Source organism: Pseudomonas helleri, from assembly GCF_001043025.1.
Taxonomy (GTDB): Bacteria; Pseudomonadota; Gammaproteobacteria; order Pseudomonadales; family Pseudomonadaceae; genus Aquipseudomonas; species Aquipseudomonas helleri.
Map to the genome: position 1 here is coordinate 70,735 of NZ_JYLD01000011.1, position 21,859 is coordinate 92,593.

24 protein-coding genes are annotated in these 21,859 nt (G+C 59.7%); 2 read left to right on the plus strand and 22 right to left on the minus strand.

Translation table 11 applies throughout. From position 1 onward, the window contains the following. Nucleotides 1–11: 11 nt before the first annotated feature. Nucleotides 12–425, minus strand: a complete 414-nt coding sequence (locus TU84_RS17975; protein ID WP_048371352.1) for a VOC family protein — start codon at nucleotides 423–425, stop codon at nucleotides 12–14. A 108-nt stretch (nucleotides 426–533) separates the two neighbouring features. On the opposite strand from TU84_RS17975, the gene TU84_RS17980 reads away from it, so the two are divergent. After that, a complete protein-coding gene (locus TU84_RS17980; RefSeq protein WP_048371354.1) occupies nucleotides 534–1,394 on the plus strand; it encodes a LysR family transcriptional regulator in 861 nt (286 codons plus the stop codon). Between the two features lie 85 nt (nucleotides 1,395–1,479). On the opposite strand, the gene TU84_RS17985 is transcribed toward TU84_RS17980, so the two are convergent. Beyond that, nucleotides 1,480–2,328, minus strand: coding sequence for an NmrA family NAD(P)-binding protein (locus TU84_RS17985; protein ID WP_048371356.1), 849 nt, complete (start codon nucleotides 2,326–2,328; stop codon nucleotides 1,480–1,482). Between the two features lie 114 nt (nucleotides 2,329–2,442). Between TU84_RS17985 and TU84_RS17990 the strand changes: the two genes are divergently transcribed. After that, the gene (locus TU84_RS17990) at nucleotides 2,443–3,345 is read left to right on the plus strand and encodes a LysR family transcriptional regulator (protein ID WP_048371358.1); all 903 of its coding nucleotides are present in this window, start codon (nucleotides 2,443–2,445) and stop codon (nucleotides 3,343–3,345) included. Between the two features lie 17 nt (nucleotides 3,346–3,362). On the opposite strand, the gene TU84_RS17995 is transcribed toward TU84_RS17990, so the two are convergent. The 20 genes from TU84_RS17995 to fliQ all read right to left on the minus strand — a co-directional run bounded on the left by TU84_RS17995 (nucleotide 3,363) and on the right by fliQ (nucleotide 21,859). Continuing rightward, nucleotides 3,363–3,755 (minus strand): DUF2802 domain-containing protein, encoded by a 393-nt coding sequence (locus TU84_RS17995; RefSeq protein ID WP_048371360.1) that lies wholly within the window; start codon nucleotides 3,753–3,755, stop codon nucleotides 3,363–3,365. Further along, nucleotides 3,756–4,235, minus strand: coding sequence for a chemotaxis protein CheW (locus tag TU84_RS18000; protein WP_048371363.1), 480 nt, complete (start codon nucleotides 4,233–4,235; stop codon nucleotides 3,756–3,758). A gap of 65 nt (nucleotides 4,236–4,300) precedes the next feature. Further along, nucleotides 4,301–5,098, minus strand: a complete 798-nt coding sequence (locus tag TU84_RS18005) for a CheW domain-containing protein (RefSeq protein ID WP_048371365.1) — start codon at nucleotides 5,096–5,098, stop codon at nucleotides 4,301–4,303. A gap of 84 nt (nucleotides 5,099–5,182) precedes the next feature. After that, nucleotides 5,183–5,971, minus strand: coding sequence for a ParA family protein (locus TU84_RS18010; protein ID WP_048371367.1), 789 nt, complete (start codon nucleotides 5,969–5,971; stop codon nucleotides 5,183–5,185). Nucleotides 5,972–6,021: 50 nt separating this feature from the next. Next, a complete protein-coding gene (motD, locus tag TU84_RS18015; RefSeq protein ID WP_048371370.1) occupies nucleotides 6,022–6,912 on the minus strand; it encodes a flagellar motor protein MotD in 891 nt (296 codons plus the stop codon). Nucleotides 6,913–6,914: 2 nt separating this feature from the next. After that, on the minus strand, nucleotides 6,915–7,655 hold the full coding sequence (locus tag TU84_RS18020) for a flagellar motor protein (RefSeq protein ID WP_048371371.1): 741 nt from the start codon (nucleotides 7,653–7,655) through the stop codon (nucleotides 6,915–6,917). Beyond that, nucleotides 7,655–8,785, minus strand: coding sequence for a protein-glutamate methylesterase/protein-glutamine glutaminase (locus TU84_RS18025; RefSeq protein WP_048371374.1), 1,131 nt, complete (start codon nucleotides 8,783–8,785; stop codon nucleotides 7,655–7,657). The genes TU84_RS18020 and TU84_RS18025 overlap by 1 nt, the downstream gene beginning before the upstream one ends. A 49-nt stretch (nucleotides 8,786–8,834) precedes the next feature. Beyond that, on the minus strand, nucleotides 8,835–11,033 hold the full coding sequence (locus tag TU84_RS18030) for a chemotaxis protein CheA (RefSeq protein WP_048371376.1): 2,199 nt from the start codon (nucleotides 11,031–11,033) through the stop codon (nucleotides 8,835–8,837). 65 nt (nucleotides 11,034–11,098) lie between these two features. Then, nucleotides 11,099–11,887: a protein phosphatase CheZ gene (locus TU84_RS18035; protein ID WP_048371378.1), complete on the minus strand. Its 789-nt coding sequence runs from the start codon at nucleotides 11,885–11,887 to the stop codon at nucleotides 11,099–11,101. A 20-nt stretch (nucleotides 11,888–11,907) separates the two neighbouring features. Next, nucleotides 11,908–12,279 (minus strand): chemotaxis response regulator CheY, encoded by a 372-nt coding sequence (locus tag TU84_RS18040; protein ID WP_162207692.1) that lies wholly within the window; start codon nucleotides 12,277–12,279, stop codon nucleotides 11,908–11,910. Nucleotides 12,280–12,442: 163 nt separating this feature from the next. Then, nucleotides 12,443–13,183: an RNA polymerase sigma factor FliA gene (fliA, locus tag TU84_RS18045; protein WP_048371382.1), complete on the minus strand. Its 741-nt coding sequence runs from the start codon at nucleotides 13,181–13,183 to the stop codon at nucleotides 12,443–12,445. Then, complete coding sequence (gene fleN, locus TU84_RS18050; protein WP_048371384.1) at nucleotides 13,183–14,013, minus strand: flagellar synthesis regulator FleN; 831 nt, start codon at nucleotides 14,011–14,013, stop codon at nucleotides 13,183–13,185. Before fleN ends, fliA begins: the two co-directional genes overlap by 1 nt. A 117-nt stretch (nucleotides 14,014–14,130) precedes the next feature. Then, on the minus strand, nucleotides 14,131–15,450 hold the full coding sequence (gene flhF, locus TU84_RS18055; RefSeq protein WP_048371386.1) for a flagellar biosynthesis protein FlhF: 1,320 nt from the start codon (nucleotides 15,448–15,450) through the stop codon (nucleotides 14,131–14,133). An 11-nt stretch (nucleotides 15,451–15,461) separates the two neighbouring features. Continuing rightward, a complete protein-coding gene (gene flhA, locus TU84_RS18060; RefSeq protein WP_048371631.1) occupies nucleotides 15,462–17,591 on the minus strand; it encodes a flagellar biosynthesis protein FlhA in 2,130 nt (709 codons plus the stop codon). A gap of 183 nt (nucleotides 17,592–17,774) precedes the next feature. Next, nucleotides 17,775–18,044 carry a hypothetical protein gene (locus tag TU84_RS18065; protein ID WP_048371388.1) on the minus strand — a complete coding sequence of 90 codons (270 nt, stop codon included), beginning with the start codon at nucleotides 18,042–18,044 and terminating at the stop codon, nucleotides 17,775–17,777. Nucleotides 18,045–18,460: 416 nt separating this feature from the next. Then, complete coding sequence (locus TU84_RS18070; protein ID WP_048371390.1) at nucleotides 18,461–18,730, minus strand: hypothetical protein; 270 nt, start codon at nucleotides 18,728–18,730, stop codon at nucleotides 18,461–18,463. A gap of 231 nt (nucleotides 18,731–18,961) precedes the next feature. After that, a complete protein-coding gene (locus tag TU84_RS18075; protein WP_048371392.1) occupies nucleotides 18,962–19,531 on the minus strand; it encodes a hypothetical protein in 570 nt (189 codons plus the stop codon). A 136-nt stretch (nucleotides 19,532–19,667) separates the two neighbouring features. Further along, nucleotides 19,668–20,804 (minus strand): flagellar biosynthesis protein FlhB, encoded by a 1,137-nt coding sequence (gene flhB / locus TU84_RS18080; RefSeq protein ID WP_048371394.1) that lies wholly within the window; start codon nucleotides 20,802–20,804, stop codon nucleotides 19,668–19,670. Between the two features lie 2 nt (nucleotides 20,805–20,806). Next, on the minus strand, nucleotides 20,807–21,589 hold the full coding sequence (gene fliR / locus TU84_RS18085) for a flagellar biosynthetic protein FliR (protein WP_048371396.1): 783 nt from the start codon (nucleotides 21,587–21,589) through the stop codon (nucleotides 20,807–20,809). Further along, nucleotides 21,590–21,859, minus strand: a complete 270-nt coding sequence (gene fliQ, locus TU84_RS18090) for a flagellar biosynthesis protein FliQ (RefSeq protein WP_016781562.1) — start codon at nucleotides 21,857–21,859, stop codon at nucleotides 21,590–21,592.

Consider the following 21,859-nt stretch of genomic DNA (forward strand, 5'->3'; position numbering starts at 1 on the left):
CTTTATGGGTGTTAAACGGCGTATACCGACGCCCAATCGGTGAATCCTTTGATCTCAATGGGATTGCCCGACGGATCAAGGAAAAACATCGTCGCCTGTTCACCCGGTGTTCCCACAAAGCGTCGGGTAGGCACCATCACAAAGTCGACGCGGCGATCCTCCAGCCGCGCTTTCAACGCCAGCCAGTCCGGCATTTCCAGCACCACCCCGAAATGCGGCATGGGCACCCAATGCTCGCCCACTTTGCCGGTATTAGTGACGGCAAACGGCTCGCCCAGATGCAATGACAATTGATGGCCGAAAAAGCTGATGTCCAGCCAGGTCTCAGTGCTGCGCCCCTCGATGCAGCCCAAAACCCCGCAATAGAACCCACGCGCAGCGGCCAGATCGTGAACGTGGTAAGCGAAATGAAATAGCGATTTCACAGCAAGCTCCTTGAGCCGGATGCGGCCACATGACCAGGGCAGAAATCATGCCGCGTCATACTCAAAAGAGATAACCTGTTATTTTTTCCCAGAACGAAATTAATTCTTATGGATACGCGCTACCTGAAAAGCCTGATCGCAGTGGTGGAATGCGGGTCCATTGCCAAGGCTGCACGCCTTGAGGGATTGACCGCGGCCGCGATCAGCCAGCGCATCGTCGCGCTGGAACGCCAACTGGGGCTGGAGTTGTTGCTGCGCGTCGGGCATGAGGCCAAGCCCAGCGCAGCGTGCCTGGACTTGTTGCCCAGAGCACGGCGCATCACCCATGAAATATCGCTGCTGGCCGGCGATGCCGACGCTGAGGGGCTGACCGGCCCGTTGCGTATCGGCGCGATTTCAACCGCGCTTACGGGCATCCTGCCAGCCGCCCTGCGCACCTTGACCGGCTCAAGCCCGCAGCTAAAGCCGATCATTGTGCCGGGCACCTCGCGTTCGCTGTTTCAGGCACTGGAAGCCAATGAGCTGGATGCCGTCATCGTGGTAGCACCGCCCTTTGATCTGGCCAAGCGGTTTAATGCGCAGTTGCTGCGCCGGGAACCCTTGGTGTTTATCGCCCGTGAAACCTCGCCCGAGAGCGTCAACCAGCGCTTGCAGAGCCAGCCCTACATTCAATACGACCCCGACGCCTGGGGCGCCCGGCATGCGTCGCAGTACCTGCAAGACCACGGCGTTCTACCCACCGCCGTGCTGGAACTGGACGCCCTGGAAACCATCGCCCTGCTGACCGCTGAAGGGTTGGGCGTGAGCCTGGTGCCCCGTTGGTCCGGCTTTGAACGCTGGGCCAGCGGTTGCGTGGCAGAGCCCGTGGGCGACGAGCGTTACCACCGCGAGATCGTCCTGATCAGCCACGCACACAGCGCCAAACCACGGATGGTTGCAGCGCTGAGCAGCGCGTTGTTGCGGCCGTAAATTACGATCTACACCCCTCCCCTGTAGGAGCGAGCTTGCCTCGCGATCTTTTGATCTTTTAAAAGATCGCAGCCTGCGGCAGCTCCTACAACAAGAGCCCCTTCAACACCGTTTCAAGCTCAACCTGCCCTTTACGCGGCGTGCCGGCAAATTCGATCCAGCCTTCGTTGAAGCCATCGATCATCTGCATGCGCGGCAACGGGTTGCGCATGCCCTGCTCGATAAACAGCGCCTGCCAGCGATCCCGCGGCACGACCTGCATGCTCACCGGTTTGTCGAGCAAGCGGGCGAAGGTCTCGGCAATCTGGTCAGGGGTAATACGCTGCGCGCCTTCCAATTCAACAATGCGCTGCCCTTGCCAAGTCTCCTGCAACAACTCGGCAGCCACCCGCCCCACGTCTGCCGTGGCAATCATGGGCACCGGCTTGTCCAGTGGCTGCAAAAAGCTCGGGATCACCCCGCTCTCAATCGCCGGGGCAACATCCCACAAGGCATTTTCCATAAACCAGCCGGGGCGTAGAAACGTCACGGGCAGGGCCAATGACCCCAAGGCCTGTTCAAGCAGTTGCAACTGGTTCAGCAGGTTGGGTTGTGTGGCCTGAGCGCCGATGGTTGACAGGCAAACCACCTTGCCCGGCCGAGCGCATTGCAATGCCTGGCGAATGTTGTCGACCAACACCCGTGCCTCAGGGAACCCCGGCGAAGGATCGAAGTTAGACGGCAACATGATGAACACACCGTCGACACCGCTAAACGCCTGCGCCATGGCCTGGGCATCGTCGACTTCTGCCAGCGCCACCTCACACCCCAGTTGCGCCCAAGGCAGCCCTTTCTCGGCACTGCGCACCACCGCTCGCACTGACTGCCCGGCACCGAGCAATGCCCGCGCGACAGCGCCACCCACTTTCCCGGTAATGCCTGTGACTGCGTACATATGCTTCTCTCCTCAACTCAAACAACGGCTGTTGTGTTGGCAGAAATTATCCAGCGCGAACGCCTGATTCTTCGATAGCATCAGTGTCATTGCATACGTGACAGGTAATCACCAATGAGCTTTGACCCGGGTTTGGCCAGCGGCATGGGCGTGTTGAGCGCGGTGGTCGACAGCGGCAGTTTTGCCAAGGCCGCCGACCGGCTGGACATCACGCCCTCGGGGGTCAGCCGGGCGATTTCGCGGTTGGAAAAACGCTTGGGCATTCGCCTGTTCGACCGCACCACGCGCTCGGTGCAATTGACCGATGAAGGGCGGCGCTTTTATCAGGAAGTCGCCCCGCTGCTGGCCGGGCTTGACGACGCGGCCAACTCGGCGGCAGACAGCGCGCTGACTGTACGCGGGCGCTTGCGGGTCAATATCGACCCGTATTTCTCAAGGCTGGTACTGGGCCCGGTATTGGGCGAGTTCATGCGCCACCACCCGCAATTGCAGCTGGACTTGCACACCAAAGACCAACTGGGCGATTTGGTAGCTGACGGCTTTGATCTGGCCATTCGCTTTGGCCACCCGCAGTCGTCTTCGCTGGTGGCGCGCAAGCTGATGGAAGTACGCGTACTGACCGTCGCCGCACCCGCGTATTTCCAGCGTTACGGGCGCCCTGTCAGGCCGCAGGACCTTGAACACGGCCAGCACGTGTGCATCGACTTTCGCGATACACAGACCGGACGGCCGTTTGCGTGGGAGTTTCATCGCGACGGGCACATACTCATCGTGCCCACTAATGGCCGGTTGATCATCAATGACGCCAGCACCTTGTACAGCGTGTGCGAGCACGGCCACGCGGTGGCGCAAATGCTCGATCTGGGGCTGGCGCCCGCGCTTAACGACGGTCGCCTGGTGGACGTGTTCCCGGACTGGCCCGATGAGCGTTTTCCGCTGTACGCGTTCTACCCGTCGCGGCATTTACCGGCGGCTAAAGTGCGGGCGTTTCTGGAGTTTGTGCAGGGGTTGTGTTGAGTTCCCGAAAACGGGGCTCAACCCTTGTGCATCTTGCTCATCAACTCGGCCTCGGCCTGGGTCAGGCCGCAGGACTGGGTCAGTTCGTCAACGCTGGCACCCATGCCGACCAGACGCGCGGCCTGGTCGAAAGACAGGCTGGTGGGGTCGCGCTGTTCAAGGCGGGTGAGTTTTTCTGGCAAGGGGGCCACCACCGAGCGCATTTCGTGCAGCTCTTCGCCCATTTGCACGTTGCCGTTCTGGTAGGTGTCCAGGCGGCGGCTGAGTTCCTTGAGGCGGCGGTCGCGGCGGGCGTCGGCCTCGGCCTGCTGCACGGCGGCCACGCGCTGTTTGCGCACGTAGAGCACAAACGCACACAGGCTCGCGGCCCACAGCAGAGCCAGCACGATTACCGCCACCTCAAGGATCAATCAGATGTTCTCCAGGTCTGACCACTCTTCTTCGCTCATCATTTTGTCCAGCTCAACCAGAATCAGCAACTCGCCGTTCTTGTTGCACACGCCTTGAATGAACTTGGCCGACTCGTCGTTGCCCACGTTCGGCGCCGTTTCGATTTCAGACTGACGCAGATACACCACTTCCGCCACGCTGTCGACCAGAATGCCCACCACTTGCTTGTCGGCTTCGATGATGACGATGCGTGAGTTGTCGGTGATATCAGCGTTGTACAAACCAAAACGCTGGCGGGTGTCGATAACAGTCACCACGTTGCCGCGCAGGTTGATGATGCCCAGCACGTAGGCTGGCGCACCCGGCACCGGGGCAATTTCGGTGTAGCGCAGCACTTCCTGCACCTGCATGACGTTGATGCCGTAGGTCTCGTTGTCCAGCTTGAAAGTGACCCATTGCAGGATCGGATCCTCGGAACCTTTTGCGGCTGTGTTCTGCATACCCCAAACCCCTGACTAAAAACCTTAACGGTGTGTGTTGTCTAACCGCGCTCAAGCACGGTCGTTTAAGTGTCTGCCTGATGGCGGGTCGCGCCGCTGGCGATCAAGTCGGCAAGTTCTGCCACGTCCAGCAACGCGCACATGTGTTCGATCACGGTGCCCGCCAACCACGGGCGTTGCCCGCGCTGCGAACGCCATTTGATCTGGTTGGGGTCCAGGCGCAATGAACGGCTGACCTGATGCACCGCCAGCCCCCATTCATAGCCCTGAACCGAAATAACGTATTGCAGCCCTTCACGAAAATCGTCGCGGTAACGCTCCGGCATCACCCAGCGCGCCGTGTCGAGCACGTTAAGCTTGCCGCTCTGGCTCGGCAGAATCCCCAAAAACCAGTCAGGCTGACCAAACAGCGGGGTCAACTCGCGATTGTGCAACGCGTAAATCGACCCCAGGCACACCAGCGGCACCGCCAGGGTCAGCCCTGCGACATCAAACAGCAGGCATTCAAACGGCTCACTGGCCCACGCCGGTCGACCATCGTCCTGCACTGGCAAGCGGGTGCCGGTTGCGATCGGGCGCTGCACGTCGAGCAGCGGCGGCGCCAGTAAGTCGGCATTCGGCAACACCTCGGACAACGGCACCGGCACCGCCAGTTCCTGCACAGGCTCCGGGGGCGTCAGGCGGGCATCACGGACTTGCTCTTCCAGCACCGCAGCGGCGAATTCGTCCAGTGCCTCAGGCTCGGCCGTCAGTACAGGCTCCGGCGTTTGCAGAGCCTCTTCGGTTGCATCAAACAGCAAGTTGTCCAGATAAGCCTGCAAGGCCACTTGCGGGCTTGTAGACAGCGCGACCGGTTGCTTCATCAGGTGCCTCACTCAACCTTGGCGCGACCATGACCTCTAAGGGTTATCGGCCACGCCATGCAGATACTTGAATGCACGCCCAGCTCACACCGGCTGCGGTGTGAGTTGCTGGGTCAACATGTGTTTGAGCAACGCGCGGTACGCAATCGCACCCCGGCTTTTGCCGTCGAACTGCGAAGGCGTGAGCCCTGCCCGGCTGGCGTCACGCAAACGCGTGTCGACCGGGATAAAGCCCTGCCACAGTGTTTCGGGGTGTGAGTCACGCAGTACCCGCAGGGTGCTCATGGAAGCCTGGGTTCGACGGTCAAACAACGTCGGCACGATGCAGAACGGCAACGCCTGTTTGCGCGAGCGATTGATCATCGCCAGGGTGTTGACCATGCGCTCCAGGCCCATCAGGGCCAAGTGCTCGGTTTGCACGGGGATGATCAACTGCTGGCTGGCCGCCAATGCATTGACCATCAACACGCCGAGCAAGGGCGGGCTGTCGATGATCGCGTAGTCGTAGTCCTGCCACAGTTGCGCCAGGGCACGGGCGATCACCAGGCCCAGGCCACTCTGGCCCGGCGATTGGCGCTCTAGCGTGGCCAGCGCGGTGCTGGCCGGCAACAAGGCAATCTGCTCGTTGCTGGTGGGCAACAGCAACTGCGCGGTCAGGCCGTCGGGCACCTGCCCCTTGTGCAAGAACAGGTCGTAATTGCTGTGCTCAAGGGCGTCCGGGTCATAACCGAAATAACTGGTCATGGAGCCATGCGGGTCGAGGTCAACCACGACCACGCGCTTGCCCGCCTCAGCCAGCAAACCCGCCAGGGCGATGGAGGTGGTGGTCTTGCCGACCCCACCTTTTTGATTAGCTACAGTCCAGACTCTCATTCAGTTATTCCTCCCGGTTGCACGCGTGCCGACCGAGAATTGCCATGCACTTATAGGGACGGTGACGGGGAATTGACGGCATTCCCTCGAACCAGCGGCGTTGATCGTGGCGGTGCAGTTTGTGTGCCAGCACGCTTCAAGGCGGCATCTGGCGTGACGTTGGCGGCGCCGCTGCTGGTCAAACTGCGACGCACTTCCAGGTTACGTGACACAACGAGCACCACGCGACGGTTGAGCGCACGCCCTTCAGGCGTTGCGTTATTGGCCACCGGCTGAAACTCGGCGTAGCCCACCGACGCCATGCGCCCCGGGTCTACGCCTTGCATCGCCAGCATGCGCACAATGCTCGCCGAGCGCGCTGAAGACAGCTCCCAGTTGGTGGGATATTGCGCAGTACGAATCGGCAGGTTATCGGTAAAGCCTTCGACGTGAATCGGGTTATCGAAAGGTTTGAGGATCGCCGCCACCTTGTCGATGATGCTGAACGCCAGGTCATTGGGCATCGCATCGCCACTGCCAAACAACAGGCTGGAGTTGAGTTCGATCTCGACCCACAGCTCGTTGCCACGCACGGTGAGCTGGTGTGAGGCAATCAAGTCGCCAAAGGCCTGGGTGATGTCATTGGCGATGGTTTTCAGCGGATCGTCCTGGGCCTGGCCCAACCCCGCGTCAGTGTTTTCGCTGTCTTTGATCAGCGGCTCGGCCGGTTTGGTGGTCAGTGGGCGCTCTTCGCCCACCGGGATCGGCTTGACGCTGCGCTCGGTGTCATTGAACACGCCCACCAGCGCCTGCGAGATCACTTTGTACTTGCCTTCGTTAATCGACGAGATCGAGTACATCACCACAAAAAAGGCAAACAGCAAGGTGATGAAGTCTGCGTAGGACACCAGCCAGCGTTCATGATTGACGTGCTCTTCAGCAGCGCGGCGGCGTCGGCTCATCGTTACCCCGTAAACCCTTGGAGTTTGAGTTCGATGGCCCGCGGGTTCTCGCCCTCGGCAATCGACAGGATGCCTTCAAGCAACATCTCGCGGTACAGCGACTGGCGCAACGCAATGGCCTTGAGCTTGCTGGCCATGGGCAGCAACACCAGGTTGGCGCTGGCCACCCCGTAAATGGTCGCCACAAATGCCACGGCAATGCCGCTGCCCAACTGCGTCGGGTCGGCCAGGTTGCCCATCACATGGATCAAGCCCATCACCGCGCCAATGATGCCGATGGTCGGCGCATAACCGCCCATGCACTCAAACACTTTGGCGGCCTCAATGTCGCGGGCCTCCTGGGTCATGTAGTCGACCTCCAGCACGCTGCGAATGGCTTCGGGTTCTACCCCGTCCACCAGCAGTTGCAGGCCCTTGCGCGAGTAGCTGTCGGGCTCGGCATCGGCCATGCCTTCAAGGCCCAGCAAGCCTTCCTTACGCGCCGTGAGGCTCCAGTTGACGACGCGGTTGATGCCGCCCGCCATGTCGATCTGCGGCGGGAAGAAAATCCAGCCCACGGTCTGGATCGCCCGCTTGAAGGCGCTCATGGGCGACTGCAACAGTGCGGCGCCAATGGTGCCGCCCAAAACGATGAGTGCCGCCGGGCCATTGGCCAGCGCGCCCAAGTGCCCGCCTTCGAGGTAGTTGCCGCCGATAATCGCGACAAAGGCCATGATGATGCCGATCAGGCTGAGCACGTCCATCAGTGACACGCCTCAACCAAGTGGCGGCCCATGTCATCAAGGCTGTACACCGCGTCAGCGAGGTTGGCCTTAACGATGGCCATGGGCATGCCGTAAATCACGCAGCTGGCTTCGTCTTGCGCCCACACCTGGCTGCCGCCCTGCTTGAGCAAGCGCGCGCCTTCACGGCCGTCTGCGCCCATGCCGGTCAAGACCACCGCCAAAACTTTGTCACCGTAGGTTTTGGCCGCCGAACCAAAGGTGATGTCGACACTGGGCTTGTAGTTCAGGCGCTCATCGCCCGGCAGAATCCGCACCGTGCCACGACCGTCGATCATCATTTGTTTGCCGCCCGGTGCCAGCAAGGCCAGCCCGGGACGCAAGATATCGCCGTCTTCGGCTTCCTTGACGCTGATGCGGCACAGTTTGTCCAGACGCTCGGCAAAGGCTTTGGTAAACGCCGCCGGCATGTGCTGCACCAGCACAATGGGCGCCGGGAAATTGCCCGGCAACTGAGTCAATACCCGCTGCAACGCCACCGGGCCACCGGTCGACGTGCCAATGGCCACCAACTTGTAAGGCTTACGCTTGGGTGCAGGTGAATGCGCGGCCGGGGCTGGCGCCGCACGGCTGGCAATCGGTGTGGTGCGGGTCGGTGCGGGTGCAGGCGCAGATGCCCCCCCGAGCGGCGCACGGCTCACAGGTGCCGGGGCGGCAACGGGCGGCGGCGCGCTGTAACTGGACAGTCGCCGGTTACTGCGCGAAATGGTATGGACCTTCTCACACAGCAGCTGTTTGACCTTGTCGGGGTTGCGCGAGATGTCTTCGAAATTTTTCGGCAGGAAGTCCACGGCCCCGGCGTCCAGCGCATCGAGGGTCACGCGCGCGCCTTCATGGGTCAGCGACGAGAACATCAAGACCGGCGTCGGGCAGCGCTGCATGATGTGGCGCACCGCCGTGATGCCGTCCATCATCGGCATTTCGTAGTCCATGGTGATCACGTCGGGCTTGAGCGCCAACGCCTGATCGATTGCTTCCTTGCCATTGGTGGCGGTGCCGATCACTTTAATCGTCGGGTCAGCCGACAGAATTTCCGACACACGACGGCGGAAAAACCCAGAATCGTCCACCACCAGGACCTTGACTACCATAAACACTCCGTTAGGCGGCAGGGCACGCTGGCGCCCCCTGCTACGAGAATCAAATACGCCGCGAGGCGTAGTGCTTGAGCATGCTCGGCACATCCAGGATCAAGGCAATGCGACCGTCACCGGTAATGGTGGCGCCCGACATGCCCGGCGTGCCCTGAAGCATTTTGCCCAACGGTTTGATCACCACTTCTTCCTGGCCGACCAGTTGATCGACGACAAAGCCGATGCGCTGGGTGCCAATCGAGATAATCACCACATGCCCTTCGCGTTGCTCTTCATGGGCGGCCGAGGCCACCAGCCAGCGCTTGAGGTAGAACAGCGGCAACGCTTTGTCGCGCACGATCACCACTTCCTGGCCGTCAACCACGTTGGTGCGTGACAGGTCCAGGTGGAAAATTTCGTTAACGTTGACCAGCGGGAAGGCAAACGCCTGATTGCCCAGCATGACCATCAGGGTCGGCATGATCGCCAGGGTCAGCGGCACTTTGATGACGATTTTTGAGCCCTTGCCCAAGGTCGACTCAATGGCCAGCGAGCCATTGAGCTGGGCGATTTTGGTTTTCACCACGTCCATGCCCACGCCACGGCCCGACACGTCAGAAATCTCGGTCTTGGTCGAAAAGCCCGGGGCAAAGATCAGGTTGTAACAGTCGTTTTCGCTCAGGCGGTCGGCGGCGTCCTTGTCCATCAGGCCTTTTTTGACGGCGATGGCGCGCAGCACATTGGCGTCCATGCCTTTGCCGTCGTCTGAGATCGACAGCAAGATATGGTCGCCTTCCTGTTCGGCCGACAGCACCACCCGCCCGCACCGCGACTTGCCCGCGGCTTCGCGCTCTTCGGGGGTTTCACAGCCATGGTCAACCGCGTTGCGCACCAAGTGCACCAACGGGTCGGCCAGCGCCTCCACGAGGTTTTTGTCGAGGTCGGTGTCTTCGCCCACCAGTTCCAGGCTGATTTCTTTTTTCAGCTGGCGGGCCAAATCGCGAACCAGACGCGGAAAGCGGCCGAAGACTTTCTTGATCGGCTGCATGCGGGTCTTCATGACCGAGGTTTGCAGGTCTGCGGTAACTACGTCGAGGTTAGACAGCGCCTTGGCCATGGCCTCGTCATGAATGCTCAGGCCCAGGCGCACCAGGCGGTTACGCACCAGCACCAGTTCGCCGACCATGTTCATGATCTCGTCGAGCCGCGCGGTGTCTACCCGCACCGTGGTTTCGGCTTCGCTGGCCACCGGTTTTTCCTGCGGTGCAAGCGCTGCCCGGGCGGGCGCCGGGCGCGGAGCGGCAGGCTTGGCTTGGACCTTGCTGGCGACTGGCGCCGCTACCGCACTGACCGTCGCAGCAACCGCTGGGCTTTCGGCCGAGAACTGGCCTTTGCCATGTAGCTCGTCGAGCAGGGCTTCAAATTCTTGATCGGTGATGTGGGCTGCCGGCGTGTCCGCGACGGGTTCAGCCGCGACGTCAGCAGGGGCAGCGGCGACAGCCTCAAGGGCGTCTGCGCTGAACGAGCCCTTGCCGTGCAATTGGTCCAGCAGCGCCTCGAATTCATCGTCAGTGATTTCATTGCTGGCCGCAGCAGACGTTGCCGGAGCTGTAGCGGCTGCGGGCGTGGCCACGGCGTTCGCAGAGAACTTGCCTTTGCCATGCAACTGATCAAGCAAGGACTCGAACTCGGCGTCGCTGATTTCGTCGCTCAGGGTCGCGTCGTCAGAGGCCTGTTCGACAAGCGCCGCATCAGCCTTGACCGCATTCAGCGAGTCGAGCAGTTGTTCAAATTCGTTATCGGTAATGTCGCCGGTGCTGTCGTTAGACACGGCCTCGACCACCGCAGCAGGCGCTTCGACCGCTGCCGGGGCGGCAGCAGGCTCGGCCAAACGCGCCAGCGCGGCCAGCAACTCAGGGCTGGCGGCGGTGATCGGGCTGCGCTCGCGCACTTGGGCAAACATCCCGTTGACGGCGTCCAGGGCTTCAAGCACCACGTCCATCAATTCCGCGTCGACGCTGCGCTCACCCTTGCGCAGGATGTCGAACACGTTCTCGGCGATGTGGCAGCACTCCACCAACTCATTGAGCTGCAGGAAGCCGGCGCCTCCCTTTACAGTGTGAAAACCGCGAAAAATAGCATTGAGCAAGTCTGCATCATCCGGTCGGCTTTCCAGCTCGACCAGTTGTTCGGACAGCAACTCTAAAATTTCGCCGGCCTCAACCAAAAAATCCTGAAGGATTTCTTCATCGGCGCCGAAGCTCATGTGTGTGCTCCTTGAAGGAGGACCTTTCAGCGCCGGACAACAGCGCCCGCACGCCTACTCAAGACCTAGAAACCTAAACTGGACAGCAAATCGTCTACATCATCCTGGCCGGATACGACGTCACTACGCTTATCGGCATGAATCTGCGGACCTTCACCCTTCGTCAGGTTTTTTTGCGAATTATTTTCAGCACGCAGCGCTTCGTGGTCATGTTCGATCCCGGCAAAGCGATCGACCTGACTGGCCATGAGTACCAACTTGAGCAAGTTCTGCTCGACGTCGGTGACCAACTGCGTGACCCGCTTGATCACCTGACCGGTGAGGTCCTGGTAATCCTGGGCCAGCAGAATGTCAGTCAGGTTACTGGAAACGATCTGCTGCTCGGCTTCGCTGCGCGTCAAAAAACTGTCTACCCGACGTGCCAGCTCGCGGAACTCTTGCGCACCGACTTCGCGGCGCATAAAACGCCCCCAGTCCGCGCTCAAAGCCTTGGCTTCCTGGCCAAGGCCATTGACCAGCGGCGTGCAGTTCTCGACCAGATCCATGGTCCGGTTAGCGGCGGCTTCCGTTAGCTTCACAACATAAGCCAAGCGCTCGGTCGCATCCGTGATCTGCGACACTTCTTCGGCGCGCGGCATGGTCGGATCAATGTGAAAATCGACAATCGCGCTGTGTAATTCACGCGTCAGCTTGCCGACTTCACGATAAAGGCCGCGATCGCGGGTCTGGTTCAGTTCATGAATCAGCTGTACTGCGTCGCCGAACTGGCCTTTTTCAAGGCTTTCAACCAGCTCTTGAGCATGTTTTTTCAGGGTCGATTCAAACTCGCCCACTGTTGATTCCTGCCGCTCCATAGTGCCCCCCGGGGAACCGTTCAACCGATGCGTTCAAAGATCTTTTCGATCTTGTCCTTGAGGGCGATGGCGGTGAATGGCTTGACCACATAACCGTTTACACCGGCTTGGGCAGCCTCGATGATCTGCTCGCGCTTGGCTTCGGCGGTGACCATCAAGACCGGCAAATGCTTGAGTTTTTCGTCGGCACGCACATGGCGCAACAAGTCGATACCGGTCATGCCCGGCATGTTCCAGTCGGTGACCAGAAAGTCGATATGCCCCAGATTGAGAATCGGAATCGCCGTGGTGCCGTCATCCGCCTCGACCGTGTTGGTGAACCCGAGATCACGCAACAGGTTTTTAATGATCCGCCTCATCGTTGAAAAGTCATCAACGATGAGGATTTTCATGTCTTTGTTCAAGTCGACCTCCAGCAGTCTTAAACGCGATCACAACCGGACCGCGCCATTCAATCAATTCGGTTTATTACGCATCCAACCTGTAGGAGCGAGCTTGCCTCGCGATCTTTTAAAAGCCCCAAAGATCGCGAGGCAAGCTCGCTCCTACAGTGAGTCAATGCGCTCGCCATTGCCCCAGGCGTGCGCGCAAACGGGCGGCGCACTGGCTGTGCAACTGGCTGACACGCGACTCGCTGACCCCCAGCACCTCACCGATTTCCTTGAGGTTGAGCTCTTCGTCGTAGTACAGCGCCAACACCAGCCGCTCACGCTCGGGCAACAAGCTGATGGCCTCGGCCAGCGCGGCCTGAAAACGCTCGTCTTCGAGGTCTCGCGACGGCTCAAGGTGCGCGCTGGCGCCATCTTCATGCAGCCCCTCGTGCTCGCCGTCCTGCAACAGGTCGTCGAAGCTGAACAGACGACTGCCCAGGGTGTCGTTCAAGATGGCGTAATAATCATCAAGGCTTAACTGGAGTTCGGCCGCAACCTCGTGATCTTTAGCGTCACAGCCGGTTTTTGCTTCAATAACGCGAATTGCGTCACTGACCATGCGCGTATTGCGGTGCACCGAGCGTGGCGCCCAGTCACCCTTGCGCACTTCATCGAGCATGGCACCGCGAATGCGAATGCCGGCGTAGGTCTCAAAACTCGCGCCCTTGGTGGCGTCGTACTTGCTCGAGACCTCGAGCAGGCCGATCATCCCGGCCTGAATCAGGTCGTCCACTTGCACGCTGGCAGGCAAACGCGCCAACAGGTGATAAGCGATGCGTTTGACCAACGGCGCATAGCGCTCGATCAGCTCATATTGGCTGTCACGTGACGGCTTGCTGTACATGCGATAGCCGCTGGCATTCATCAGACTCGTCCTCCACCTGCTTGCTGTACCAAACGCTCAACAAAGAACTCCAGGTGGCCACGGGGGTTAGCCGGCAGCGGCCAGGTATCGACCTTTTGCGCGATAGCCTTGAACGCCAGGGAGCACTTGGAACGCGGGAATGCTTCGTACACGGCGCGCTGCTTTTGCACGGCCTTGCGCACGCACTCGTCGTACGGCACGGCGCCCACATATTGCAGGGCAACGTCAAGAAAACGGTCGGTCACTTTGGTCAGCTTGGCGAACAGGTTGCGCCCTTCTTGCGGGCTCTGGACCATGTTCGCCAACACCCGAAAACGGTTCATGCCGTAGTCGCGGTTAAGCAGTTTGATCAACGCGTAGGCGTCGGTGATAGAGGTCGGCTCGTCGCACACCACCAGCAAAACCTCCTGGGCTGCGCGGACAAAACTGACCACCGACTCACCGATCCCGGCGGCGGTATCAATCACCAGCACATCGAGGTTGTCGCTCAGGTCGCTGAACGCCTGGATCAGACCGGCGTGTTGCGCAGGGCTCAACTGCACCATGCTCTGGGCGCCAGACGCGGCGGGCACGATACGAATCCCGCCGGGGCCCAGGAGCAATACATCACGCAGCTCGCAGCGACCCTCGACCACATCGGCCAGGGTAAATTTCGGTGTCAGCCCCAACAGGACATCAACATTCGCCAACCCGAGGTCGGCGTCCATCAACATGACGCGCCTGCCCAGTTCGGCCAGCGCGATGGACAAATTGACTGACACGTTAGTTTTACCGACGCCACCCTTGCCGCCGGTCACTGCGATCACCTGTACGGGATGCATGCTGCCCATGATCTTTTTTTACCTTGTCTTACTTAGACGCGGCTACAGAGAGTGCTGCGTGTTCCCCCAGGAACAACACTGTGCAGACCTTCAATGTAGGTACATTGCAACGTTTTCATCTTTACCCTAGCCAACCCGTTTGGGCGGGCTGTGGTAAATGTCAGCGAACATATCGGCCATGGCTTCTTCGCTGGGTTCTTCCTGCATTTGCACACTCACCGCCCGGCTCACCAATTGGTGGCGGCGCGGCAAGTGCAGATCGTCCGGGATCCGCGGACCGTCCGTGAGGTACGCCACGGGCAGGTCATTGCTGATCGCCAGACTCAGTACTTCGCCAAGGCTGGCGGTTTCATCCAGCTTGGTCAGAATGCAGCCGGCCAGCCCGCAGCGCTTGTAGCTCAGGTACGCGGCCGACAGCACCTGCTTCTGGCTGGTGGTGGCGAGGACCAGATAATTGCGCGCCTTGATCCCGCGCCCGGCGAGGCTGTCCAGTTGCAGGCGCAACGCCGGGTCACTGGCTTGCAGCCCGGCGGTGTCGACCAGCACCACGCGCTTGCGCGCCAGCGGCTCGAGGGTTTGGCCCAACGACTGGCCGGGGGCCACGTGGGTCACCGGCACATTGAGAATGCGCCCCAGGGTTTTAAGCTGCTCCTGGGCGCCGATACGAAAGCTGTCCATGCTCACCAATGCAATATTTTGCGCGCCGTACTTGAGCACATAACGTGCCGCCAGCTTGGCCAGCGTTGTGGTTTTACCCATGCCTGCAGGACCGACCATCGCGATCACACCGCCCTCTTCCAGCGGCTCCAGTTCAGGGGTGGTAATCATCCGGGCCAGGTGCGCCAACAACATGCGCCAGGCCTGACGCGGCTCTTCAATCTCGGTCACCTGGGTCAGCAAACTGTGGGACAACGGACCGGACAAACCGATGCGCTGCAAACGCCGCCACAAATTGGCCTGCTCAGGCCTTGAGCCTTGCAACTGGTTCCAGGCCAGCGAGCCCAGCTGCACTTCGAGCAACTCGCGCAGGCCGTTCAGCTCATTGCGCATGTCGTCAAACACCCGCTGGTCAATCGATGGCGCCGGTGCAGGCGCAGGCTGTGGCCGCGACGGTTCGTCAAAGCGCGGCTCAATCAACGGCTCGGCGGCGGTCAGCGGCAAGCCGGCAAACAACTGGCGGCTGGCATCCGTGTCGCCTTCTGCGCGCAAGCTCAACTCGGCCTGAGCAGAGACAATCTTGGACTGGGTCTTGCGCAGTTCTTCTTCCAGCTCAACGTTCGGCACCCGCGGTGCCAGCGCGGACAGCTTGTAATCCAGCGCTGCGGTCAACTCAACACCGCCGGCGATCCGGCGATTGCCAATAATCGCGGCATCCGCGCCCAATTCATCACGAATGAGTTTCATGGCCTGACGCATGTCGGCGGCGAAAAATCGCTTCACTTGCATAGATCAAACCCTCAGCCGTTAGGGCCCACTGTCGCAACGATGGTCACTTGCTTGTTGTCAGGGATTTCCTGGTACGCCAGCACATGCAGGTTGGGCACCGCCAAACGGCCAAACCGCGAAAGCATCGCGCGTACCGGGCCTGCCACCAGCAAGATCACCGGGTTGCCTTGCATCTCCTGACGCTGCGCTGCGTCGATGAGTGAGCGCTGGAGTTTTTCTGCCATGCTTGGCTCCAGCAACACACCGTCTTCCTGGCCTTGTCCAGCCTTCTGCAAACTATTGAGCAATATTTGTTCCAACCTTGGTTCCAAGGTGATCACAGGCAGCTCAGACTCAACGCCGACAATGCTTTGCACGATGGCGCGGGACAAGCCGACGCGCACGGCGGCAACCAAAGCGGCAGTATCTTGACTCTTGTGGGCATTGTTAGCGACGGCTTCGGCAATGCTGCGTATATCGCGCACCGGCACCTGCTCGGCCAGCAGCGCCTGCAACACTTTGAGCAACTGCGACAGGCTCAACACGCCCGGCACCAACTCTTCAGCCAATTTAGGCGACGACTTGGCCAGCAATTGCATCAGTTGCTGCACTTCCTCATGGCCAATCAGCTCATGGGAATGCTTGTACAGAATCTGGTTAAGGTGCGTCGCCACCACCGTACTGGCATCGACCACGGTATAGCCCAGTGATTGCGCCTGGCTACGCTGGCTGACCTCGATCCACACGGCTTCCAGACCAAAGGCCGGGTCTTTGGCGGTGATCCCGTTGAGGGTGCCAAACACCTGGCCGGGGTTGATCGCCAGTTCGCGGTCCGGGTAAATCTCGGCCTCGGCCAGAATCACGCCCATGAGTGTCAGGCGATAAGCGCTCGGCGCCAGGTCGAGGTTGTCGCGGATGTGCACGGTGGGCATCAAAAAGCCCAGGTCTTGGGACAGCTTTTTACGCACACCCTTGATCCGCGCCAGCAATTGCCCGCCCTGGTTACGGTCCACCAGCGGGATCAGGCGATAGCCCACTTCCAGGCCGATCATATCGATGGGCGTGACGTCATCCCAGCCCAGCTCTTTGGTCTCTTGGGCACGGGCGGGTGAAGGTAGCAGCTCTTGCTGGCGCTGCACTTCTTGCAGGGCCTGAACCTTGGCCACGTTTTGTTTTTTCCACATCCAGTAGGCAGCGCCACCGGCTACTGCGGCTAGGCTGAGGAAAGACACATGGGGCATGCCCGGCACGATCCCCATCACCGCCATCAAACCGGCAGACACCGCCAGCGCCTTGGGCGAGGCGAACATCTGGCGATTGATTTGCTTGCCCATGTCTTCGGAGCCCGAAGCACGGGTCACCATGATCGCGGCTGCGGTCGACAACAGCAGCGACGGCAATTGCGCCACCAGACCGTCACCGATGGTCAGCAAGGCGTACACCTTGCCCGCTTCGCTGAAACTCATGCTGTGCTGGAAGATGCCCACGGCCATGCCGCCGATCAGGTTGATAAACAGGATCAACAGACCGGCGATGGCATCACCGCGCACAAACTTGCTGGCACCGTCCATGGAGCCGTAAAACTCGGCCTCCTGGGCGACTTCTTGACGGCGCAGCTTGGCCTGGTTCTGATCGATCAGCCCGGCGTTGAGGTCGGCGTCAATCGCCATTTGTTTGCCGGGCATGGCGTCGAGGGTAAAGCGCGCGCTCACTTCGGAGATCCGCCCAGCACCTTTGGTCACCACCACGAAGTTGATGATCATCAAAATCGCGAACACCACCATACCGACCACATAGTTGCCGCCGATCACCACCTCACCGAAGGCCTGGATCACTTTACCGGCAGCGGCGTGGCCTTCCTGGCCGTGGAGCATCACCACGCGGGTCGACGCCACGTTGAGCGCCAGGCGCATGAGCGTCGCGACCAGCAAAATGGTGGGGAACACCGCAAAATCCAGCGGGCGCAGCGCGTACACGCACACCAGCAAGACCACAATCGACAGCGCGATGTTGAAGGTAAAAAACACATCCAGCAGAAACGCCGGGATGGGCAACATCATCATTGCCAGCATCACCAGCAGCAACAGCGGCACGCCCAACTGCCCGTGACCCAAACCGGCCAGACCGTTGCGTGCGGTGTTGATTAACTGAGAGCGATCCAATGACATGCCTAAACCTTTAGCAAACTTTTGACGCCAGATGCGTCTGCAAGCCTGCCACTGCAAGAAGCCTTCCAACTTTGGCAAAAGGCCACGTCACCGGGAGGTAAATCCAAACTCTGTAGGCGCGAGCTGGGGATCAAGATCAAAAGATCGCGAGCAAGCTCGCTCCTACAGGGGGTGTGGTTACACCGGCCTTAAGCGCCAGCCCAGCACGTCGAGCACGTCACAGCCATCGCGCAGCAATAACACTGCGGTGCTGGCCAAGTGCTTGAGATCAATGGCGTCGGCCTCGGCCAGTTCGCGGCTGGCAAAGGTTTCCATCAGTTGGGTGACCGCCAAAACACGGGCAGCCGCGTTGGCATGCAACACATCCAGTGGCGCATTGCGGTCGATCAATAAGGCGGGAATGGTGCAGTCAATGGCGGTCAGCGGGATGTAAGGTGAATTCGTCATAAGTTAAGTCCAATGGTTAGACGCACTAACGTTATTCATCTTTTCATTCCAAGTCGCCAAACCTGGTCGCCATGAGGGCGAGCGCGGACTATAAGCATCGGGGTGCAACAGCGGCAAGCGCCAACACTGTACGAAGCTGCCGATAAATCGGCAGGCAAACACAAAAATCTGTAGGAGCGAGCTTGCCTCGCGATCTTTTGATCTTGAAAGGTGTACATATCCATTCGATGCGCAACGGCGTTTTACGGGTTTCGCTCTTACAGCGAGGCACTTTTGTCAAACAGCCACAAAAGTACCCAAAAAGGCCTTGCCCCGGCGTACGGCCTCCCGAAGGGGCCTGTAGATCAAGATCAAAAACCAGATCACAAGACAGATCAAAAGATCGCGAGACAAGCTCGCTCCTACCGGGGGAGGGGTTAAACCGGCCTTAATCGCCAGCCCAGCACGTCGAGCACGTCGCAGCCATCGCGCAGCAATAACACTGCGGTGCTGGCCAGGTGTTTGAGATCAATGGTGTCGGCCTCGGCCAGTTCGCGGCTGGCAAAGGTTTCCATCAGTTGGGTGACCGCCAAAACACGGGCAGCCGCGTTGGCATGCAACACATCCAGTGGCGCATTGCGGTCGATCAATAAGGCGGGAATGGTGCAGTCAATAGCAGTCAGCGGGATATACGGGGAATGCGTCATAAGTTATGTCCAATGGCTAGACGCACTAACGTTATTCATCTTTTCATTCCAAGTCGCCAAACCTGGTCGCCATGAGGGCGAGCGCGGACTATAAGCGTCGGGGTACAACAGCGGCAAGCGCCAACGCTGTACGAAGCTGCCGATAAATCGGCAGGCAAACACAAAAATCTGTAGGAGCGAGCTTGCCTCGCGATCTTTTGATCTGCCTCTGGCCAGGCAAAAAAGTGAGGCTCAGTTCCAGCGCCATTCGCCCAGGTCAATCACCAGGCACGCGCTGCTGTTTGAACCGAACACGACGTCTATCTTGCGGTTGGGCTCATAGCGGTCAGTGCCGCAGCCACCAATCAAAATCGCACCACAACGCCCATCCCGTACATGCGGGTGTTCTTCCCACACCGGCACGCTGTCGAGCTGCAACTGACGGATGAGTTTGTACAGGATAAAACTGCGCACACAGCGCCCGTTGATGCCTTCAAAACTCAATGACTTGCGCATAAACGTCAGTATCGAATCACGCTCTTTGTAGCAGCGTTCCACGATCGCGCTGTAGTACTGCTCTCGCCCGCTGCTGTGGGGCACCGTGGGCAAGGAAATGACGGCCAGCAAATTAGTGCCTTCCGTGCTGAAGCCCACAATGTGGCGGTCTTGCAATTGATCCAGCCAAAAAATCGCAAATGTGCCGTCCAGCGCAGGAAACTTCGGGAACAATCCCTCAAGATCCACCTTGGCTTTTTCTCGGGAATCACTCAAAACACAGGTTTTGATAGAGCCATTGGGAATAAGGGTTAACTCGATCGACATCGCGCATCTCCATTGCCTGCACACGAACCAAAAGCACTCGACCTCTCAAGTTAAGCAGGTTTGCGCAAAGCCTCTACTGTCAGAAATGACAGTCCGTCTTCAAATTTTCACCGCTTGTCAGCTCTTGGCTTCACATTTAGTCATCGCGGCGTAAATCCGGCGGAATCGGCAGGTCTTTCAGCGGGTCAGGCCGCTTGCCTTTGCCCGCCTGGTGCTGGCGGATCTGGTAGACGTACGCCAACACCTGCGCCACGGCCAGGTAGAGGCCCGCCGGGATCTCCTGTTCAAGTTCGGTGGAATGGTAAATCGAGCGCGCCAGCGCCGGGGACTCCAGCAGCAGGATGTTGTGCTTGGCGCCGATTTCTCGAATTTTCAGCGCCAAAAAGTCGCTGCCCTTGGCTAGCAACATCGGCGCCCCGCCCTTTTCGGGGTCGTATTTGAGGGCCACGGCGTAGTGCGTCGGGTTGGTGATGATCACGTCGGCATCAGGGATGGCGCTCATCATGCGGCGCTGGGACATTTCGCGCTGCACCTGGCGAATACGCTGTTTAACTTCAGGCCGGCCTTCTTGGTCCTTGTGTTCGTCGCGCACTTCCTGCTTGGTCATCAGCAGTTTCTTATGGCTTTCCCACAACTGCACCGGCACGTCGACGGCGGCAATCAAGATCAACCCGCAGGCCATCCACAACGCACTCCAGCCCACCACTTGCAGGCTGTGGATCACCGCCAGCTCCAGGGGCTCATGGGCGATGCGCAGCAGGTCGTCGATGTCGGATTTCAACACCAGCAAGGCGACGATCAAGATGATGAAAAACTTGGCCAGCGCCTTGAGCAGTTCCACCAGCGCCTTGGCCGAGAACATGCGTTTAAGCCCCGCCAGCGGGTTCATGCGGCTGAATTTGGGTGCCAGGCTGCCCGCAGCAAATAGCCAGCCACCGAGGGCGATGGGGCCGACGATGGCGGCGATCAATAAGGTGATCAGCACCGGCTGCAAGGCGATCAGGGCGATTTTGCCCGAGTGCAGCAAAAAGGCGGCCATGGAGTCGGTGTTGTACAAGGTCTCGCGGCTGATGCTGAAGTTGTAGCGCATCACTTCCATCAGGTCTTCGGCCAGCGCCCCGCCAAAAATCAGCAGCCCGGCCGACCCCGCGAGCATGATCGCCAAGGTATTGAGTTCTTTAGAGCGCGCGATTTCGCCCTTTTCCCTGGAGTCTTTTTTTCGTTTCTCCGTGGGGTCTTCTGTTTTATCGGCGCCGCTCTCGCTCTCTGCCATGGCTATTTCGCCTGTGCCAGTTCACGTAAAAACTGCAAAGCCTCAGAGGCCAGCGGCTGATACTGATTGAGAATGTCGGCCATGCTGATCCACAGAATGACCATGCCCAGCACCAGGGTCAGAGGAAAACCGATGGCGAAGATGTTGAGTTGCGGGGCCGCACGGGTCATGACGCCAAACGCGATGTTGACCACCAACAAAGCAGTGATCGCCGGCAGCACCAGCAACAGGGCCGCGCCCAGGACCCAGCCCAGTTTGTTGGCGATTTCCCAGTAATGATTAGTCATCAGCCCGCCGCCAACCGGCAACGTGGTGAAGCTCTCGGTGAGCACTTCAAACACCACCAAGTGACCGTTCATGGACAAAAACAGCAGGCTCACCAGCATGGTGAAAAACTGCCCGATCACCGCCACGTTGACCCCGTTGGCCGGGTCGACCATGGAGGCGAAGCCCATGCCCATCTGCACCGCGACGATTTGCCCGGCCACCACAAACGCCTGAAAAAACAGCTGCAACGAGAAGCCGAGCAAGGCACCGATAATAATTTGCTCGGCAATCAGCATCAGGCCACTGAGGTCCAGCGGGTTGACGGTGGGCAGCGGCGGCAAGCTGGGCATGATCGCCAGGGTGATTGCCAAGGCAAGAAACAGCTTGATGCGCTTGGGCACCAGCGTGGTACCGATGATCGGCATGGTGGCCAGCACCGCGCCCACCCGAAACAGCGGCAGCATAAAGCTGGCGACCCAGGTACTGATCTGCGCGTCCGTCAGGGCCAGCAGCGACATTTAGCCGATCAACTGCGGAATACTGCCGTACAACTGCAGGATGTATTCCATAAAGGTTTGCACCAACCATGGCCCGGCCACGATCAGGGTGACCAGCATCACCAGCAAACGCGGCAAGAAGCTCAAGGTCTGTTCGTTGATTTGCGTCGCCGCCTGGAACATCGCCACCAGCAAACCCACCAGCAAACTGGGGATCACCAGCACCGCGACCATCATCGTGGTCAGCCACAACGCATTGCGAAACAGGTCGACTGCGACTTCTGGGGTCAT

What these genes read in the sequence shown, in the direction of transcription:
- TU84_RS18040 (WP_162207692.1), bottom strand. Translation starts at nt 12,279, where the DNA reads ATGAAAATCCTCATCGTTGATGACTTTTCAACGATGAGGCGGATCATT.
- fliA (WP_048371382.1), bottom strand. Translation starts at nt 13,183, where the DNA reads ATGAATGCCAGCGGCTATCGCATGTACAGCAAGCCGTCACGTGACAGC.
- fliQ (WP_016781562.1), bottom strand. Translation starts at nt 21,859, where the DNA reads ATGACCCCAGAAGTCGCAGTCGACCTGTTTCGCAATGCGTTGTGGCTG.
- TU84_RS18020 (WP_048371371.1), bottom strand. Translation starts at nt 7,655, where the DNA reads ATGGACGTGCTCAGCCTGATCGGCATCATCATGGCCTTTGTCGCGATT.
- motD (WP_048371370.1), bottom strand. Translation starts at nt 6,912, where the DNA reads ATGAGCCGACGCCGCCGCGCTGCTGAAGAGCACGTCAATCATGAACGC.
- TU84_RS18010 (WP_048371367.1), bottom strand. Translation starts at nt 5,971, where the DNA reads ATGAGAGTCTGGACTGTAGCTAATCAAAAAGGTGGGGTCGGCAAGACC.
- TU84_RS18030 (WP_048371376.1), bottom strand. Translation starts at nt 11,033, where the DNA reads ATGAGCTTCGGCGCCGATGAAGAAATCCTTCAGGATTTTTTGGTTGAG.
- TU84_RS18035 (WP_048371378.1), bottom strand. Translation starts at nt 11,887, where the DNA reads ATGGAGCGGCAGGAATCAACAGTGGGCGAGTTTGAATCGACCCTGAAA.
- TU84_RS18000 (WP_048371363.1), bottom strand. Translation starts at nt 4,235, where the DNA reads ATGCAGAACACAGCCGCAAAAGGTTCCGAGGATCCGATCCTGCAATGG.
- TU84_RS17990 (WP_048371358.1), top strand. Translation starts at nt 2,443, where the DNA reads ATGAGCTTTGACCCGGGTTTGGCCAGCGGCATGGGCGTGTTGAGCGCG.
- TU84_RS18005 (WP_048371365.1), bottom strand. Translation starts at nt 5,098, where the DNA reads ATGAAGCAACCGGTCGCGCTGTCTACAAGCCCGCAAGTGGCCTTGCAG.
- TU84_RS18025 (WP_048371374.1), bottom strand. Translation starts at nt 8,785, where the DNA reads ATGGTAGTCAAGGTCCTGGTGGTGGACGATTCTGGGTTTTTCCGCCGT.
- flhF (WP_048371386.1), bottom strand. Translation starts at nt 15,450, where the DNA reads ATGCAAGTGAAGCGATTTTTCGCCGCCGACATGCGTCAGGCCATGAAA.
- fliR (WP_048371396.1), bottom strand. Translation starts at nt 21,589, where the DNA reads ATGTCGCTGCTGGCCCTGACGGACGCGCAGATCAGTACCTGGGTCGCC.
- TU84_RS18070 (WP_048371390.1), bottom strand. Translation starts at nt 18,730, where the DNA reads ATGACGCATTCCCCGTATATCCCGCTGACTGCTATTGACTGCACCATT.
- fleN (WP_048371384.1), bottom strand. Translation starts at nt 14,013, where the DNA reads ATGGGCAGCATGCATCCCGTACAGGTGATCGCAGTGACCGGCGGCAAG.
- TU84_RS18075 (WP_048371392.1), bottom strand. Translation starts at nt 19,531, where the DNA reads ATGTCGATCGAGTTAACCCTTATTCCCAATGGCTCTATCAAAACCTGT.
- TU84_RS17980 (WP_048371354.1), top strand. Translation starts at nt 534, where the DNA reads ATGGATACGCGCTACCTGAAAAGCCTGATCGCAGTGGTGGAATGCGGG.
- TU84_RS17985 (WP_048371356.1), bottom strand. Translation starts at nt 2,328, where the DNA reads ATGTACGCAGTCACAGGCATTACCGGGAAAGTGGGTGGCGCTGTCGCG.
- TU84_RS18065 (WP_048371388.1), bottom strand. Translation starts at nt 18,044, where the DNA reads ATGACGAATTCACCTTACATCCCGCTGACCGCCATTGACTGCACCATT.
- flhB (WP_048371394.1), bottom strand. Translation starts at nt 20,804, where the DNA reads ATGGCAGAGAGCGAGAGCGGCGCCGATAAAACAGAAGACCCCACGGAG.